Source organism: Thermosynechococcus sp. FA-CM-4201, assembly GCF_054689355.1.
In genome coordinates, this window is the sequence record NZ_CP079920.1 from 2,136,370 (window position 1) to 2,154,006 (window position 17,637).

General features: G+C 53.7%; 17 protein-coding genes. 8 read left to right on the forward strand and 9 right to left on the reverse strand.

The window, feature by feature from the left end:
* Positions 1 to 36: 36 nt before the first annotated feature.
* Positions 37 to 1,452, forward strand: coding sequence for a type I glutamate--ammonia ligase (gene glnA, locus KV190_RS10415; RefSeq protein ID WP_460193261.1), 1,416 nt, complete (start codon positions 37 to 39; stop codon positions 1,450 to 1,452).
* 231 nt (positions 1,453 to 1,683) lie between these two features.
* Complete coding sequence (gene ychF, locus KV190_RS10420; protein WP_460193263.1) at positions 1,684 to 2,775, forward strand: redox-regulated ATPase YchF; 1,092 nt, start codon at positions 1,684 to 1,686, stop codon at positions 2,773 to 2,775.
* Positions 2,776 to 2,792: 17 nt separating this feature from the next.
* Here ychF and KV190_RS10425 read toward each other — a convergent pair whose 3' ends face one another.
* The 4 genes from KV190_RS10425 to rodA form a co-directional block, all read right to left on the reverse strand.
* Positions 2,793 to 3,245 carry a diacylglycerol kinase family protein gene (locus KV190_RS10425; RefSeq protein WP_460193264.1) on the reverse strand — a complete coding sequence of 151 codons (453 nt, stop codon included), beginning with the start codon at positions 3,243 to 3,245 and terminating at the stop codon, positions 2,793 to 2,795.
* Positions 3,246 to 3,388: 143 nt separating this feature from the next.
* Positions 3,389 to 3,871 (reverse strand): rRNA maturation RNase YbeY, encoded by a 483-nt coding sequence (ybeY, locus tag KV190_RS10430; RefSeq protein ID WP_460193267.1) that lies wholly within the window; start codon positions 3,869 to 3,871, stop codon positions 3,389 to 3,391.
* A gap of 24 nt (positions 3,872 to 3,895) precedes the next feature.
* Positions 3,896 to 4,063 carry a DUF3285 domain-containing protein gene (locus KV190_RS10435; protein ID WP_181496759.1) on the reverse strand — a complete coding sequence of 56 codons (168 nt, stop codon included), beginning with the start codon at positions 4,061 to 4,063 and terminating at the stop codon, positions 3,896 to 3,898.
* A gap of 54 nt (positions 4,064 to 4,117) precedes the next feature.
* Positions 4,118 to 5,392 carry a rod shape-determining protein RodA gene (rodA, locus tag KV190_RS10440; protein WP_460193268.1) on the reverse strand — a complete coding sequence of 425 codons (1,275 nt, stop codon included), beginning with the start codon at positions 5,390 to 5,392 and terminating at the stop codon, positions 4,118 to 4,120.
* A gap of 78 nt (positions 5,393 to 5,470) precedes the next feature.
* Here rodA and KV190_RS10445 point away from each other — a divergent pair, with 78 nt between their 5' ends.
* Genes KV190_RS10445 through KV190_RS10460 form a run of 4 tightly spaced genes read left to right on the forward strand, consistent with a single transcriptional unit; the run spans position 5,471 to position 9,937 of the window.
* A complete protein-coding gene (locus tag KV190_RS10445) occupies positions 5,471 to 6,907 on the forward strand; it encodes a cache domain-containing protein (RefSeq protein ID WP_460193269.1) in 1,437 nt (478 codons plus the stop codon).
* Positions 6,904 to 7,437 (forward strand): GIY-YIG nuclease family protein, encoded by a 534-nt coding sequence (locus KV190_RS10450; protein WP_460193271.1) that lies wholly within the window; start codon positions 6,904 to 6,906, stop codon positions 7,435 to 7,437. Before KV190_RS10445 ends, KV190_RS10450 begins: the two co-directional genes overlap by 4 nt.
* On the forward strand, positions 7,434 to 8,315 hold the full coding sequence (locus KV190_RS10455; protein WP_460193273.1) for a 3'(2'),5'-bisphosphate nucleotidase CysQ family protein: 882 nt from the start codon (positions 7,434 to 7,436) through the stop codon (positions 8,313 to 8,315). The genes KV190_RS10450 and KV190_RS10455 overlap by 4 nt, the downstream gene beginning before the upstream one ends.
* A gap of 53 nt (positions 8,316 to 8,368) precedes the next feature.
* Positions 8,369 to 9,937 carry a trypsin-like peptidase domain-containing protein gene (locus KV190_RS10460; protein WP_460193274.1) on the forward strand — a complete coding sequence of 523 codons (1,569 nt, stop codon included), beginning with the start codon at positions 8,369 to 8,371 and terminating at the stop codon, positions 9,935 to 9,937.
* Here the strand turns inward: KV190_RS10460 and KV190_RS10465 are convergent.
* From KV190_RS10465 to rseP, 5 genes are all read right to left on the reverse strand, one after another.
* Complete coding sequence (locus KV190_RS10465) at positions 9,934 to 11,247, reverse strand: hypothetical protein (RefSeq protein WP_460193275.1); 1,314 nt, start codon at positions 11,245 to 11,247, stop codon at positions 9,934 to 9,936. The genes KV190_RS10460 and KV190_RS10465 overlap by 4 nt on opposite strands.
* 63 nt (positions 11,248 to 11,310) lie before the next feature.
* Positions 11,311 to 12,069, reverse strand: a complete 759-nt coding sequence (gloB, locus tag KV190_RS10470) for a hydroxyacylglutathione hydrolase (RefSeq protein ID WP_460195273.1) — start codon at positions 12,067 to 12,069, stop codon at positions 11,311 to 11,313.
* Positions 12,066 to 12,695 carry a Uma2 family endonuclease gene (locus KV190_RS10475; RefSeq protein WP_460193276.1) on the reverse strand — a complete coding sequence of 210 codons (630 nt, stop codon included), beginning with the start codon at positions 12,693 to 12,695 and terminating at the stop codon, positions 12,066 to 12,068. The genes gloB and KV190_RS10475 overlap by 4 nt, the downstream gene beginning before the upstream one ends.
* A gap of 10 nt (positions 12,696 to 12,705) precedes the next feature.
* Positions 12,706 to 13,374, reverse strand: coding sequence for an endonuclease III (nth, locus tag KV190_RS10480; protein ID WP_460193277.1), 669 nt, complete (start codon positions 13,372 to 13,374; stop codon positions 12,706 to 12,708).
* An 8-nt stretch (positions 13,375 to 13,382) separates the two neighbouring features.
* Positions 13,383 to 14,489 carry an RIP metalloprotease RseP gene (gene rseP, locus KV190_RS10485; protein WP_460193279.1) on the reverse strand — a complete coding sequence of 369 codons (1,107 nt, stop codon included), beginning with the start codon at positions 14,487 to 14,489 and terminating at the stop codon, positions 13,383 to 13,385.
* A 236-nt stretch (positions 14,490 to 14,725) separates the two neighbouring features.
* Here rseP and accD point away from each other — a divergent pair, with 236 nt between their 5' ends.
* Together accD and KV190_RS10495 are read left to right on the forward strand one after the other, a co-directional pair.
* Entirely contained in the window at positions 14,726 to 15,655 is a 930-nt protein-coding gene (gene accD / locus KV190_RS10490; RefSeq protein WP_460193280.1) for an acetyl-CoA carboxylase, carboxyltransferase subunit beta, read from the forward strand.
* 122 nt (positions 15,656 to 15,777) lie between these two features.
* Complete coding sequence (locus KV190_RS10495; protein ID WP_460193281.1) at positions 15,778 to 17,637, forward strand: serine/threonine phosphatase; 1,860 nt, start codon at positions 15,778 to 15,780, stop codon at positions 17,635 to 17,637.

Consider the following 17,637-nt stretch of genomic DNA (forward strand, 5'->3'; position numbering starts at 1 on the left):
CTGCGGTGCGCCCAATACAGAAGGAGTAACCTATACATGGCAACGCCCCAAGAAATCTTGAATTTGATCAACAGCAAGTACGAGCTAATCGACTTGAAATTTGTCGATATGCCCGGCACGTGGCAACACCTGACGGTTCACAAGAGCCAAATCAATGAAAGTTCATTTACCGACGGTGTGCCCTTCGACGGTTCCAGTATTCGCGGTTGGAAAGCGATCAACGAATCCGACATGGTGATGGTGCCGGATCCAGATACGGCGTGGGAAGACCCCTTCATGAAAGAACCCACCCTGAGCATGATTTGCACGATCAAAGATCCGCGCACCGGGGAACTCTACGATCGCTGCCCGCGCTCCATTGCCACCCGTGCCATTGAGTACCTAAAAGCCACTGGCATTGGCGATACGGCTTACTTTGGCCCTGAAGCTGAATTTTTCGTTTTCGATGACGTTCGCTACGACCAAAACCAAAAGTCTGGCTACTACTACGTTGATAGTATTGAAGGTCTTTGGAACACTGGCCGCGAAGAAGAAGGGGGCAACCTCGGCTACAAAATCCGTGGCAAAGAGGGCTACTTCCCCGTTGCGCCCACGGATACGCTGCAAGACCTGCGTACAGAAATGCTCTTGACGATGGCCAAGTGCGGTGTGCCCATTGAAAAACATCACCACGAAGTGGCCACAGCAGGTCAGTGCGAGCTGGGTTTCCGCTTTGGTACTCTGATTCAAGCCGCCGACTGGCTGATGACCTATAAGTACTGCGTCAAGAATGTTGCCCGCAAGCACGGCAAAGTGGCAACCTTTATGCCCAAGCCCGTCTTCAACGACAATGGTTCGGGGATGCACACCCACCAGTCCATTTGGAAAGATGGTCAGCCCCTGTTCTGGGGAGAGGGCTACGCCAATTTGAGCCAAATTGCCCTCTGGTACATTGGGGGGATTCTCAAGCACGCTCCAGCGCTGTTGGCCTTTACCAACCCGACAACAAACTCCTACAAACGACTGGTTCCCGGCTTTGAAGCCCCCGTGAACCTTGCCTATTCCCAAGGCAACCGCTCGGCCTCTGTGCGGATTCCGCTCACTGGTCCCAATCCCAAAGCGAAGCGCCTAGAGTTTCGTTGCCCCGATGCCACGAGTAACCCCTACCTTGCCTTTGCAGCGATGCTGTGTGCGGGGATTGATGGCATCAAGAATCAAATTGATCCGGGTAGCCCCTTGGATGTTGATATCTACGACCTCAGCCCCGAAGAACTGGCCAAGATTCCCTCCACCCCCGGTTCACTCATGGCGGCTCTGGAAAACCTGCAAAAGGATCATAGCTTCCTCACAGCGGGCGGTGTCTTTAGCGAAGACTTTATCCTCAACTGGATTCAGTACAAGCTGGACACAGAAGTGATTCCCATGTCACTGCGTCCTCACCCCTATGAATTCACCCTCTACTTTGATGCCTAGGGCAGTGAATCACTAGAGCCTTACATTTAGGAACATAGCACTCAGAGGCACTCATCAAGGGTTGCCTCTTTTATTTTTGCTGCCGATTCTTCCCTGACAGAGGTTGTGTGCTCGTAGTTGCCTAGGGCTGGAATTTCTGATAAGTTGGGGTGTTATTAAAAATTAACATTCCCATTTTTGGGCGTCATGTTTGGGAAATGTCTTCCCTTGAGAATGAGGTTGTAGGGTCTGATGCTACGCGCGGGAATTGTCGGCCTACCGAATGTGGGCAAATCAACGCTATTTAATGCCCTTGTGGCCAATGCCAAGGCCGAGGCGGCCAATTTTCCGTTTTGTACGATTGAACCCAATGTCGGTGTGGTGGCCGTCCCCGATGAACGGCTAGAGGTACTGGCAAAAATTTCCCAATCAGCGCAGATCGTGCCAACACGGGTGGAGTTTGTCGATATTGCGGGTTTGGTGAAGGGAGCCAGCAAAGGGGAAGGATTGGGCAACCAGTTCTTGGCAAATATTCGCGAGGTGGATGCCATTGTGCACGTGGTGCGCTGCTTTGAAGATGAGGATATTGTCCACGTGGCAGGTCGCGTCAATCCTGTCGAGGATATTGCGGTCATTAACTTAGAGTTGGCACTGGCGGATTTAGCGCAAATCGAAAAGCGCATTGAACGTACCCGTAAGGCAGCGCGATCGCAAAAAGATGCACAGATTGAACTCACGGCTCTTGAAAAGCTCCTTGGCGTACTCAATGAGGGGCAGCCTGCTCGTCTATGTCAACTGACGGAGGACGAAGAAGCCGCCATTCGCTTTCTCGGATTGCTCACCCGTAAGCCCGTGATCTATGCTGCTAATGTTGCTGAGCAGGATTTGGCTACTGGCAATGAATGGACAGCGGCGGTTCAGGAGATTGCGCAGCAGGAGGGAGCAGAAGTGGTGATCGTTTCTGCTCAAGTAGAGGCCGAACTTGTGGATTTGCCCGAGGCCGATCGCGCCGAGTATCTCGCCAGTCTTGGCGTCAGTGAAGGGGGCTTGCGATCGCTGATTCGCTCAACCTATAAACTTCTTGGTCTGCAAACCTTCTTTACCACAGGGCCAAAGGAAACCCGAGCGTGGACGATTCCAGCCGGTGCCAAAGCACCCCAAGCGGCAGGGGTCATTCACAGTGACTTTGAGCGGGGCTTTATTCGCGCTGAAACGGTGAGCTACGCAGACCTCGTGGCCTGTCAGTCCATGACGGTAGCTAAGGAAAAAGGCCTAGTCCGCAGTGAAGGTAAAGACTACGTTGTGCAGGAGGGGGATGTGATGCTCTTCCGCTTCAACGTTTAGCGGCTCCCCCTAGCAATTTATAACAACGTCCCGACAATCGGGTAAACCAAGGGGGGCACAATTAAGGCCATCGCCACCCCCACGGCTGCGATCGCGCTGAGGAGAACGGCACCAGCGGCACAATCTTTGGCAATGCGGGCAAGCTCGTGATATTCCTTGCCAACGGTGAGATCCACCACCGCTTCAAGAGCCGTATTCAGCAGCTCTAGCCCCATGACAATACCAATCGTGAGCAAAATTACTGCCACCTCAACAGGGGGAAGTTTGAGCAAACCACTGAGGGCGATCGCGCTAAGACCAACTGCGGTGTGAATCCGAAAATTGCGCTGAGTCTGGAAGGCATAGACGACTCCCGCCCACGCATAACGGAAACTATTCAGTAAGGAGGACGCCACACGGTAGGAGCGCTGTCGCAGTACGGTTGTCCCTGATGCTTTCTCAGCATAGGTGGCAAGAACTTTTTGTGTCATAACGTTACCCATCACACCAAACATTGGTCTTTAAGCGTTGACGCTGGATCTCATACACCTTAAAAAAAAGTTTTTCAAAAAATTTGGCTGTTAACGCCTTCCATTTAAGCACAGGTTTTCCAATTTCGTTCGTAGCCTATGGATCATTTAGGGGAAATCGGGGGTGTAAGACCCACCGCTGCGAGGCACTGAGCCTGCTGAGCCAGCATCCGTGCCAGTTGAGTCTCATCGGGATGATCCCAGCCGAGGAGGTGGAGGAGGCCATGGCAGGCGAGCCAAATCATCTCTGTCGCCAGAGAATGCCCCCCTTCGGTGGCTTGCCGACGGGCTGTGTCGCCAGAAATAATGATGTCGCCAAGGTATTCAGGTTCCTCTAGGGGCAGCGGCAGGGCGTCATCGCGGGTGGCAAAGGCAAGCACATCTGTGGGGGTGTCGCGATCGCGATATTGACAATTCAGCACTTGAATTTCAGCATCCGTCGTCAAACGCAGTGTCACTTCATAGGCTTTATCTGGGTTGGGTTCAACCATGGCAATCCACGTGCGAAACCACACTTGCCAAGGCAGTGCTGCTATCTCAGCGCTCAGGGAGGGATCGTGAAGTTCTAGATAGACGGTAACCGTCATTGTCTGAAATTTTTTCCGTGCTCACTAACGGGTGAGGTAGGACAAGCCCACCAACAACGCCAACAGACCGATACTCGTGAGGGCAAAATGGGTCAGGGACTTGCCCCCCTTGCGCACCATGTTCCGCATCGCCAATTTGACATAACTGGGCTGCTCGGCAGGGGAGGACGTGGGTTCTGGGGACTCGCTCATGGGATTTCACTGCTATGGACAATCTTCATGAATTTTAACAAAGGGTGCTTGACTTCAATAGCGCGATCGCGGGCGATGATTGGCCACTGATTGTACTAGCCCCAAACCAATATAGGTGGCCAAAAGGGCAGAACGGCCATAGCTGAGAAAGGGCAAGGGAATGCCCGTCACAGGAAATAGGTTCATGGTCATGCCGATATTGACCACCGCTTGGAACATCAACATGGCAAAAAGACCGATCGCCAGGAGCGAGCCGAAATCATCGCGGGCACTATTGGCAATTTGCAATAGCCGCAGGCCAATCAACCAAAACAGCCCTAAAATCAGCAACCCACCCAAAAAGCCTAATTCCTCACCGATGGCCGAAAAAATAAAGTCCGTGTGCTGCTCAGGGATAAACCCCAATTGGGTCTGCGTGCCGTGAAACAGCCCTCGCCCCCACAGTCCCCCCGCACCAATGGCAATGCGAGATTGGATCAGGTGATAGCCCGCCCCCAAGGGATCTTTATCGGGGTCTAAGAACATTAAGAGGCGGTCTTTTTGATAGTCCTTGAGAACACTCCACAGCAATTGCCCCAGCCCTGCCCCCGAAAGATTGAGAACAATGCCGCCGATCGCCCCAATCCAGCCCAAGGGAAGGTTTTGCCATGCCACAACCCCCATCCCTAATGTCCATAGGAACCACAGCACCAGATTCAGTTCATAGGGCAGCGGTAGGGCAAAGAGAATCGCCGCCACCAAAGGGGAGAGCATCAGCACAATCCAGCCCAAACGGGCATTGGCCCAATAGAGCATGCCCAAGGTGATGGCACCAAAGACCAGGGAGGTTCCCAGATCAGGTTCCGATAAAATCAACCCTAGGGGCAAAACCGTTGCTGCAAACACCCGTAGAATGCCGCTGAGGCCATTGGCGGGCACCCGCTGGAGGAGGGCAGCTTGGGTGAGGATGATCGAGATTTTGGCAAATTCTGAAGGCTGGAGGTTAAAGCCAGCAATGGGCAGCCAACTTTGGGCACCGTTGGCCTCAACACCAAATAAGCTCACAGCCAGTAGGAGGGCACAACTGATGCCATAGACCCACCAATGGACTGAGATAAAGACCGATGTCGGCACCCGTGCCAGTAGGAAAAGCAAAATCGTCCCCACGCCCGCGATCGCCAGATGTTGGAAGCCATCCTTTTCACCAATGTGCAGCTCGGCACTGTGAATCGCCACTGCCCCCAACAGCGTAATCAGCCATACTGCCATTAAAAGGAGCCAATCCATCCCCCGCCAAGGGTGGAGCCAAGCAGACCAGCGGCGTTGCCATAGCCGAGTTGTCCAAAACATCGCCAAATATCCTTCGTTCGCACTAGGCTGGAACAGTGGTGGTTTGATCAAGATTCCCATTCTATCCTGAGTGGATCTATGCTTCGGTGGCGACAGCGTTGGTCAAGGCTTTTGTGGTCAATTTCGGGGCGGCTGCTGCTGGTGATGCTGCTCATTTCCCTATTACCGATGGGGATGGTGGTGCTCTACAACCAAACTGAAAGCGCTGAGATGATGAAGCGCTTAGAAATTAATGCCCTGCAACTGCTGGCGATCGGCAAAGCCCGTTCCCTTGATCACCTTTTTCAGGATGCCCTCAATGATGCTCTCTTGGTGGCCAATGACAGTGACGTACGGTATTTCCTCAGGAGTGGGAGCCATAGCGCCATCGAGCAAGCGACGATGAATAACTTCCTCGAGGATGTCAGGAACCTGAACCCAGCCTATTATCAGGTGATTCTCCTCAACCGTGAGGGCCAAGCGATCGCAGGAACCCGAGGCACTCGTCTAGGGCTAGACTACAAGAACACCCCCCTCTGGCAGGAAGGGACACAAGCCAATCACTTCATTTCTCGGGTCAAAATCAATAGTGCGATCGCCCAACGACCCCTCTTTGTTGTCTTCCAAACGATTATTGATAGCAACAATGAACCATTAGGGGCGGTTCTATTGCCTCTACAAGCGACCGCAGTCAAAGACATTGTGACCTACCTCGTGCCCGATATTCACGGTGAATCTTTTCTCATTGATGATCACGGTTTGATTCTCAGCACCACAAATCCCCACTTGAATCTTCACAGCATTGATCCACTCCCCCCTAGGATTCGCGACCAATATTTTCTCTTGACGCCGCCTCAACCCATTTCCCCAGTGGCAGAGGTTCACGACACCTTGCGCAATGTCTTTCTCAAGGCCAAATCAAAGGAGGTCGGTGCTCTCCTCACCAGTCGTTCTGCCGGAGGGGATGCCGATTACATCTATGCCTATGCGCCACTGACCCGTCATCAGAGCGTTGTTGTGGTCAGTGTACGGTTGCGCGAGTTTCTAGCGCCCTTGGAGCGGTTGGCGACCCAAGGTTTCCTCAGTCTGCTCTTGGTTGGTGTTGGGGTCATTCTCATTTCCCTGATTGTGGCCCGTTCGATTACTAAGCCGATTCGCGCCCTTGTCAGTGCTGCCCATGCCCTCAAGTATGACCAGTTTGACCAGTTTGATCCCAGAGTTCTCAGGCAATATGCTCAAGGGAGTGATGATATGGCAGAACTGGCTCAAGTCTTTTTGGAGATGGCACAGGCGGTAGAGCAGCGCCAAGATCAACTGGAGGAGGAACTGAGTGAGCTAAAAATCGAAATTGACCAAGAGAAACGCAAAAAATCCGTTGCTGAAATTACCAGCACTGACTACTTTCAAGAACTGCGCCAACGGGCACAACAACTGCGCCAACGCGCCCACAGCAACTCCCCCGCTCCTGCCACACATCCACAGATAGGGCATACTGAGGGGGAAGCACGCAAAGATGAGCCACCACTGCCGACATGAGCCTTCCTGCGCCGACTTTGGCTGAATTGCCCTTTCATCCCTACATTGATGATTCAGGTCGGGTGGCACCGGATCTCAAGGGGGCGATCGGTCTCTATGCCATTTTTGATGCCACGGGCAGCGTGCAGTATATTGGCTATTCGCGGGATATGCGATTGAGTTTGCTGCAACACCTTGTGCGCTGTCCCCAATGGTGTCATGGCTATAAGGCGATCGCCATCGAACGTCCCGATCGCCCGTGGCTAGAAGCCGTAAAACAACAGTGGTTAGCGGAATTGGGAACTGTGCCCCTCGGCAACGATCGCGATCGCCCCCAGTGGGAAAATGCCATTGATGTCAGAGAGCAAATGACCGCGGCCGAACGCACCGCATGGGCAAGTGCCGACTCAATCACCCAACCCAAACTGCTGAAACAGGTGGCGCGGCGGGTTGAAGCAGCCATTCTCGAACAGCTACAGCAGCGATCGCTACAGGAGCCGCTGGTCTTTAACGCCAAACTAAAGGAAAGTGGACGGCTGGACCTCAAATGACGACTTCTCCCCCCCTGACTTCTAGCCAAATCTGGCAGATCAATCAACTCCTGCGCCAAGCGGGGCAGCGGGCACGGCAACTGGCACAGCAACCCTTTGAGGTCATTGAAAAGGGACGCCAAGATTTTGCCACCAGTATTGATCGCTTCTTGGATCGGCTCCTAAGTCAGAAATTTCGCGCTTGGTTTCCTGAGGATGGCATCATCAGCGAGGAAAATGCTGACTCCCAAGCGGTCTTTCAAGAACCGAAAAATCGCTACTGGCTGATTGATCCCCTCGATGGTACCGATGATCTGATTCACCATCGCCAAGGCTATGCCCTAATGGTCGGTTTGCTGGAGCACTACAGTCCAGTGGCGGGTTGGATCTATGCCCCCAATCTGGATCATCTCTACTACGGCGGTAAAGATTGGGGACTCTTTCAGATGAGCAGTGGTGGGCCCCCTGTCCCCCTCTTACCTGTTTGTCCGCCCTCTCCGAGTGAAGACCATTGCCCGATCATGATTGGCTATCGTGACTACCGCACCTACGGTGATGCGATTCATCGGGTGTTGCCCCAAGTGGAATTTCGCTTTCTGGGCAGTTTTGGCCTCAAGGTGATTGAAGTGATTTTGGGACGGGCGGGACTCTACCTCTACTTAAATCAGCGGGTGAAGCTTTGGGACACCACCGCCCCCTTGGCTTTAGCAACGGCAGCAGGTTTGGTGTGCACCGACTTACAGGGAAATCCCTTGCGCTTTGATGCTACGGGGTTACAGGGACAGACCCTTGCCCATCAGCAACCAATCCTCATTGGCTGGCCAGAGTATATTGCTGCCTTGCGATCGCCCTTGGTGGAGGCGATTACCGCCGTTCAACTCTCCCTTGGCTCTGCCTAGAATCCCTGAGAAATAGGCTATCGTGGGGCTAGAGTCTGCTTGGAGGCATCCCCATGGGGCGCTGGCACCGTTGGTCATTGGTAGGAATGGCGATCGCCACCGTCCACATTGCTCAGCCTTTTGCGGCGCAAGCGGTGAGTGTTACAGAAGTGGCTCGCATTGCCAAAAATATCACCGTGCTCATTGAAGGTGCCAACAGCCACGGCTCAGGTATCCTATTGCAGCGTAAGGGCAGTACCTACGTTATCCTCACCGCCTACCATGTGGTTGAAAAGGCCGGCCAGTACACGGTGAAAACAGTTGATGGTCAGCGCTATGCCATGCGACCCAACTCCATTCGTCGCTTGCCTGGTGTTGATCTGGCGACGCTAGAAATTGAAAGCAACCGCGATTACACCCTCGCCACCCTCGGAAACTCGGTAGAAGCGGTGGAGGGCATGCCCGTTTTTGTGGCCGGTTTTCCTGCTCAGGAGGCCTCGGTTCTGGGGGGCATTTATCAATTTACAGAGGGGCGGCTGACGGCCAATGCCTCGCGTCCGATTCAAGAGGGCTATGCCTTGGTCTATAGCAATCCCACGCTACCGGGGATGAGTGGGGGGCCTGTCCTCGATGAGAATGGCCGTTTAATCGGGGTTCATGGCAGTGCCGATATTGCTTCCACCCTTGTCCAGGAAGGCAGTGGCTCCAGTACCGTCTTTGTCAAACGCGGCTTTAATCTCGGTATTCCCATCAATACCTACTTGAGTTTGGCCACACCGTCGCGGGAAACCACGGCTCTGCCTGCCCCGACCCCCCTGAAGGCAGCGGACTATTTCCTTGCTGCTGAGGAGCACTTCCAACGCAAGAATTTTGCCGCCGCCATTGAAAACTATACGCAGGCGATCGCCCTCAATCCCAACTACAGTGAAGCCTATCTGGGACGCGCCGTGGCGCAAATGTTTGCCCTTGTGCCTAACCAAGACTTTAATCAGCTCGGTGAAGAACTAGGAACCAAGTACCTGAGTCGTCTCACCCAAGGCAACCCCATTCTCAAGGATGCCTTTCCCCCCAACCCACCCACCCCGATGCTGGATACGTTTGTCCGCAATATGGCTGAACGCCCCGGCACGATTCAGCAGGACATTGCCAAGGCGATCGCCCTCAATCCCCAGTACACCGAAGCCTATGGCATCAGTAGCTTTTTGAATTTGCTCCTTGGCAACTTTGGCACTGCTGTTGCGGATGGCGATCGCGCCCTTGCCCTCAGTCCCAACAACAGCGATCTACAGATGATTCAGTCCTTGGCGCTGTTTCTCAGTGGCGATTTTCGCCGCAGTATCCCTGTGTTTGACCGTCTTATTGCCGCCAATCCCAAGAGTACCGACTATCATTTGCTGCGGGGAATTGCTGCTTTTCTCATGGGGGACTATGCCCTCAGTCGCCCCAGTTGGACGGCCTTGACCCAACTCACCCCCAAAGATCCCATCCCCTTTGCGGTGCGGGGAGTGACGTATCTCCTTGAACAAAATCCCAAAGCCAGCCTACCGGATCTGCGCCAAGCGGCTGAACTCTATCGCCAACAGGGGAATATGCAGTCCTACAACGAAATGATGGAGGCAATCCGCCAGATTGAAAACCGCTAGCGCTGCCACTGCTGCAAGAGCCAACGAGCCAAACGGATCAGGTGTTCTTCAATCCAGAGAAACAGGCGATCGCACCACAGCAGCAGCCGTTCAAACCAGTGGAGTTCATAGCCAATCAGGGCAGCATCCACATCAAGAATCAACTGCTCTGGATTCGGCGGGACACTGGTGGCCACAGTTTCTGAGGGTGGTGAATGGGCTAGGGAATCAGCGCTACTACCGAGGCTCAGCAGGGTGTCCACGGGAGAAAAGACTGGTAAAGGATCCGTAGCCGCCAACAGCGGTGAATTCACGGCTGCCACCACTGGGGGTTGGAATCCCCCTAGCCAATAGGAGAGTTGACTCAGCCAGTCTGGGAAGGGCAGCTTGCAGGGATTGAGATGGCGTTCAATCCAAGCCAGAACTTGCGCCTGTTGGGTGGGGCTGAGGGTGTAAAGGATGGTGTTATCAGTGCCAATGAGCACCATCTGCTGGGTCTCTAGAAGGGTGGCAATCCCCTGTACGCGCACTTGGGAAAGCGTATGTTTGCGACCGAAGGGAAGGCGCGATCGCAACCAGCCGAGGACAGTGGCTAGGGGAGACACCGGGGGTAGGACTAAATCCCCTTCACGGGTACCTGTTAACTGAAGTTGCCCGAGAAAATGGCCCACCAAACAGGACGATGGGTTAGAGCCTGCCTTGAGCGATCGCTGTTGCCAGCCCCAGAGCCAGTGATGCCGTCGCTGATACCACTGCCGAACGTGCTGATAGTACACTGCCAAGGCATAGGCAATGTGTTGCTCAATTTGCTGCTGTTCTGTGGCGGTAAAAATTTTCAAGGGACGGGCAGCCTCATCCACAAGCAATAGGGATTTTTCAGCGCGATCGCAGGCAAGGTAAAAGGGTTGCCGCTGTGCCAAAGGCGCGTCCTGTGGCGGTAACGTCTTAGACTGGTGTTGAAACCAGCGTTGCCAAGGTGCAATCCAGCGCTGCCACCCAGTCAGTGGGCGGGCAATGGGGGCGATCGCCACCACCCAAGATTCATCGTCTCCTTTCGTCAGGGAGAGGGCAGACATCACGGTTAACAGTGCTTCATCGGCAGGGGGTGCTGCTGTAGGTTTCGGTAGGAGGCGTTGACCCATTCGAGAGACGCTGCCCATGAGTTGGGGGAGTCCCCGCTGCCAAAACTGTGCCAGAATCGCGCCAATGACCTGAAGTGTGCCACTGAGGGTGCTTTCAACCTGCCATTTTTGGCGTTGCCACTGTTGCTGCCAACGTTGCCATTGCTGTCGCCAAAAGCTCAAGAAGCGACTCTGATAGGAAACTGCCATAGTGGCTTTGTGGGTAGGGGAATATAAAACTAGATTACCGCTCTGATGTCGTCACTGATATTTTTAGTATTGATCACGTTTACCCCGCAACCGTGTAAAGGTCTGGAGGGGTGTGGTCGCCCCCACTGCTGCTTGAATGGTGCTGACTTCGCAGCGCAAAAAAGGATTCGTTGCCTTTTCGAGGCCAATCGTACTGGGAATCGTGCTTTTCCCTTGGGCGCGATCGCGACAGACTTGGGCATAGCGCTCTTGCAGCGCAGGATTATCGGCGTCCACTGTCAGGGCAAAGCTGAGGTTCTTTTGAGTATATTCGTGGGCACACCAAACTCGTGTCTGCTCCGGCAGTTGCCGCAGTTGATTCAAAGAGTCGAGCATCTGTGCCGGTGTCCCCTCAAAAAGACGACCACAGCCACCGCCAAACAGGGTATCACCGCAAAAGAGATCGCCCGTTGCCGGCGCATAGTAGGCAATGTGACCGCGGGTATGGCCGGGGACAAACAGCACCTCAAAAGCATGTTCGCCAAAGGGAACGCGATCGCCCGCACTGAGAAAGACGGTTTGCTCTGGAATACGGCCTTGATCTTCACGGCTGCCATAGACTGCGATATCAGGAAAGCGCGATCGCAGGGCACGATTGGCACCCACATGATCCCAGTGGTGGTGGGTATTGAAAATTGCCGTCAGTGTTGCCCCCAAGTCTGCTAATTTGGCCAGAACGGGTTCTGGCTCTGCCGGATCCACCACTGCCGCTGTCCCCGTTTGCGGATCATGGAGCAAAAAAATGTAGTTATCCGTAAGGGCATTGAGGCGATAAATGATCATGGCCGTTGTTCCTGCACCCAGCGTCGCCAATTTTTCTCTGCCTCTACCTCATCCATTTTGGCCTCTGCTAGAAAGCGATAAAGGCAGTCTTTGGGTACCCATGGAAATAAAGGGGAGCGATCGCACCCTTGATAGACTCCATCTCGCAACTGGAAAATTTGCCATTCCCGGCCATTGTACCGCCATAGCTCCGGTACCCCCAAGGCCGCATACAGGCGGTTTTTATCAATATCAGTGTGGGTCATGTCCACCTCAATCACTAAATCAGGCGGTGGATCAATGCTTAGATCAATCCTGCGGCCAGCCACCTGTGGTTGATGGTGGATGTAGTAGGCATTATCTGGCTCTGCTCCTCGCTCTAGATCGGGTCGCCACAGAGTTGTTGAGCGCAGCGATCGCAGCCGCAGTCCCGTTTCCACAACCAGAATACGCAAAAATAAGCCGATCAGCTCACTGGCAAACTCATGCTCTTCGAGGGGCATCGTAATTTCAAGGGTTCCGCGATCAAATATCAAGTGGGCAGCACGGGTTTGCGGCAGGGCATTGAGAATCTCTTGGTACTGCTGCCAAGTGAGGCCGTGGAGCGTGACACGCTGTTCGCCCGTAGTTGTGGTTAGGGTTCTCATGGCAAATCCCCTATGACTTTGGTATCAGTTTCCTGCCCGTGGCACACAAATCAATGAGTTCGCAGCCTTCACACTGGGGTTGACGTGCTTGGCAAACGGCGCGGCCATGGTAAATCAAGCGAATTGACCAGTTTTCCCAATCGGGCTGGGGGATCAGGCGCATTAAGTCCCGCTCAATTTTCACAGGATCCGTTTCTTGGGTCAGCCCCAGCCGCCGACTCAGCCGCTTGACATGGGTATCCACAGTCACTCCCCCCAAAATGCCGTAGCCATGGGCAAGAACCACATTGGCGGTTTTCCGCGCCACCCCCGGCAGTGAAAGCAAATCTTCCATTACCTTGGGCACTTGACCCCCATAGACTTCGACAATGCGGCGACAGGCACCTTGGATATGGCGGGCTTTGTTGCGATAAAAACCCGTGGACTTGATGTACTGTTCTAGCTCAGCCAAATCAGCCATGGCAAAGTCCTCGGCATCGCGATAGCGAGCAAACAGCGCCGGTGTGACTTGATTCACCCGCTCATCCGTACATTGGGCAGAGAGAATCGTGGCGACCAGCAGTTGCAGCGGATTGGCAAAGTTGAGGCTACAGGTGGCATCGGGATAGAGGCGTTTGAGTCGGGTGAGAATTTCCAGTGCCCGTTGTTGCTTGGCGGAGAGGCGACGGGTAATAGCCATAGGTGGACTTAAAAGAGTTGCTGCACCCAGCCCAAGCCCGTGAGATTCACGGTGTCCCGCACAATCAGGAACATCCCCAGTCCCAGGAGCAACACCAGCCCCGTTTGCATGACGCCCTCTTGAATGCGATTGGGTAAGGGACGACCCCGCAGCGCTTCCACCAGTAAAAAGAGCAATTGACCACCGTCAAGGGCTGGAAAGGGCAGAATGTTGATAATTGCAAGGTTAATACTGATCAAAGCGGTAAAGGTAAAGAGCTGTTCAGCATTGGAGCGGGCAATATCCGCGCCCATTGCCACGATCGCCACCGGTCCAGAGACCTGTTGAGCCGCTTGATCAAAATGCTGGAAAAGTTCGCGAAACCCATCTAGGGTCAGCACAATCACCCGCTGAAACTCCGCCGCTGCCGCCGTGACTAATTTAATCGGGTTTAAGGTGTGTTCACGGTGAATATCGGCATGGGGGGCTAGTTGAACGCCAATCCGGGCTTGGCCATCCTCACTCACCTCTGGCGTGACAGTAATCTCTTGGATGTGCCCTTGACGTTGAATGGTCAGTGTCAGGGGTTGCTGCGGATGCTGCTGAATGGCTCGCATCAGGTTCGGCAAGCTATTGGCATCGGCCCCCAAGGGTTGGCCATCCACGGCTAACACCAAGTCCCCCGGCTGGATGCCGGCTTTGGTGGCCACAAGGCTACTTTCCGGGACAAGGGCTGGAATGAGGACACCCTCATAGTAGGTGGCCTGACTAATCCCCATAACGCCCACTTGCACCAGCAGGAGCAAATAGGCAAAGACCAAATTGGCAATCACCCCGGCGCTGATGACAATGGCGCGATCCAAAATCGGCCGGTTGCTCAGGAGATTGGGATCGTTGGCGGGAACGTCGCTATTGGGGTCATCGTCTGGGAAACCCACATAGCCCCCTAGGGGAATCAGGCGCAGGGCGTACTCCGTATCCTTGCCTTGAAACTTCCAGAGGATCGGGCCAAAGCCGATGGAAAAGCGGTTGACATGAATGCCTTGGCTGCGAGCAGCGATAAAGTGCCCCCACTCATGGACAAAAATCAAGATTCCCAAGATGGCGATCGCCACCACGACTGCAACCATGGACATAGATTCAACCCAGTGCTACGCTGCGAACTGTGAACTTCCTTATTATTGTGACACCGAACTTCCCCTTGGATCGGTGATCTCGCCACAGCCCCTTGCATAATTTCTCAAACTTGTGCGATATATTGCAAAAATGCAACAAAGTGGGATGATAAGTAATTATTCTTAGTGGATGCTCCTTGGAGAGACCCATACAAACGCGCTATTTGAGACCTCAACGTTAAAGGGAATTTTCTACAATGTCTTTATTTGATTGGTTTGCAAATCGCCGTAAAGAAACCGCCTTAACACCCATGCAGCCAGAGCGGGAGATCGCCGATGGTCTCTGGACAAAGTGCGAAGCCTGTAGCGTCATGATCTACAGCAAGGATCTGCATAGCCATCAACTGGTGTGCCCAGAGTGCGGCCATCACCATCGCGTTAGTAGTAGTGAGCGTATTCAACAACTGATTGACCCCCACACATGGCGCCCCCTCGATGAAAATTTAGTCAGTTGTGACCCCCTACAATTCAAGGATCGCAAGCCCTATAGCGATCGCCTGCGGGAGTATCAAGAGAAAACCGGTCTCAAGGATGCCGTACAAACTGGCATCGGCCAACTAGAGGGTCTGCCGGTTGCCTTGGGGGTGATGGACTTCGCCTTCATGGGCGGTAGCATGGGCAGCGTCGTCGGTGAAAAAATCACCCGCCTGATTGAACGAGCCACTTGGGAGCATATTCCCCTAGTGATTGTCTGTGCCTCTGGCGGTGCTCGCATGCAGGAAGGGATGCTCAGCTTGGTGCAAATGGCGAAAACTGCCGCTGCCCTTGAGCGTCATCGCAGTGCTGGCCTGCTCTATATTCCCGTTTTGACCCATCCCACTGCTGGGGGTGTGACGGCTAGCTTTGCCATGCTAGGGGACATTATCATTGCCGAGCCAAAAGCAACGATCGCCTTTGCGGGGCGGCGGGTCATTGAGCAAACCCTACGGGAAAAACTCCCCGATGACTTCCAAACTGCCGAATTTGTCCAAAAATGTGGCTTTGTGGATGTGATTGTGCCACGCACCCAACTGAAGTCAACCCTAGCCCAATTGATTCGTTTGCATCAACCCGTGGCAGGTCAGGTGTCCTCAACCCTGTTGCCAAAATCATTCCCTTTGATGGCAATGGCTGAAGAATCGTTATAAAAAACAGCAACGAGACGTAGAAAAGGGCTGTCCTAGGGCGATCGCTATACAATAGGGGATACCCCTCCCACACCACAAGGGGTGGTCGTCGCTGTGCTGTCTTTGCTGGCTCACCTGCTCTAATGCCTACTGCTCAAACTGATCAAAACCTCAAACTTTGGTGGGGCGTCCTCTATCCTGCCTATACCGATCACCCCATTTTGGCTGTCCCCAACCGCAACTCTGAGGGAACTGTGTTTGAGCAGGACACCAATCCTCCCAATGCCGCCGCTTTTTTTGACCCCCAGCACCGCTACCAACGTTGGGATCACCGTTACGCCTGTGATTTGCCCCAACTGGTACAGGATCTACAGCCTGAGGAACCAACACTCTTAGAAGCCCTCCGCGAAACCGCTCAGGACTGGGCACAGGGGCTAAACATTCTCGACCCCAGTGTGGTCATTCCTCATTTGCAATCACAATACCCTGACCTCAGTGCGGTGGCGATCGCCTACCTTGCCTTGCACCTTGTCTATCCCGAAACCATTCCAGCCATCCACGATGCGTGGCTAGATACCGTTTCCACAAGCAACTTACCGGCCAACTACTGCCACGGCATTATTCTCGACTACAATCACACTGCTCGCCCTCTGCAAGATGTGTGGCAAGACGACAACATTTCCGATGAGCAAATTTTCCAGTACCTAGAGGACATGATTGAGTTGTGGAAAACTCTAGAACCGTGGCACTGCCATTATTCTTTGCTCACAGTGAAGAACTTAGCCGTCAACCCAGATGATCAATTGCGGTTGCATCAACTGGACTTCACCTTGCCCTTAGTGAAAACCTTCGAGCGACCCACACCGCCCCCCAGCCTTGTTAGCGTTTGGCAAGAGTTATTTGGCCATGCCTCTAGTCGCCGTCAAGCCGTTTTTATGCCCCTCTTGGTCTCCTTGAGCACGGCTCCTCTGGAGAAAATCTCAGAAATTCAGATGTTGCTCGACTCTCTCGCCTCCACCCTGCGCAGTGAACCCCTGCCAGACTTTGAGGAGGAGACAGGTGAAAGTACGGGTGACTTGATTAATGAACTGCCAGACATCACCCTCTCACCAGAATCACCAGAAGAGGATCATACCGCTATTGAGGATGCACCCACTGCCCTCTTACCGCGACAACTGGTTCAAGTGGATGTTGCTGCCCACACCGATACCGGGCGCGATCGCCACCACAACGAGGATTTCTATCTCATCAATCATCGGCAGCAGGTGCGCATGACCCCCAACGGTCAACAACTAGAGGTTCAGGGAGTTTATGTTCTCTGTGACGGCATGGGCGGCCACGCCGAAGGAGAAGTTGCTAGCTCCTTAGCCACGAAAACTGTTCATGAATACTTCGAGCAGACTTGGCCGTGGCAGGGAGAACTGCCGAGTGCGGAGGAGGTACGCAACGCCATTTACCGTGCCAATGAGGTCATTTTTGCCACTAATGATCAAAAAGCCAAAATGGGCAGTGGTCGCATGGGCACAACACTTGTGATGGCATTGGTGCACAATTACCATCTTCGCCTTGGTCATGTCGGCGACAGTCGTGTCTACCACTTCACCAAACGCCAAGGACTACAACAACTGACCACCGATCACGAAGTGGGTCAACGTCTGATCCAACAGGGGGTTGAGCCAGAAATTGCCTATGGCCGACCCGATGCCTACCAACTCACCCAAGCCCTCGGCCCTCGCAACAATGAGGCCATCTACCCGGAAGTCATTGACCTAGACATCGAAGAAGATACTCTTGTTTTACTTTGCTCCGATGGTCTGTCCGATAATCGCTGCCTTGAAACCCATATCATTAGCCACTTAGTCCCGATGCTTGACTTTAGTATTCCCCTCAGTCAGTCGCTCCATAAATTGATTGATATGGGGAACCAAGTCAATGGCCACGATAACCTGACGGCGATCGCCCTCCGCTTCAAATTGCGCTCTGTTCTCAGCACCCTATTTTAG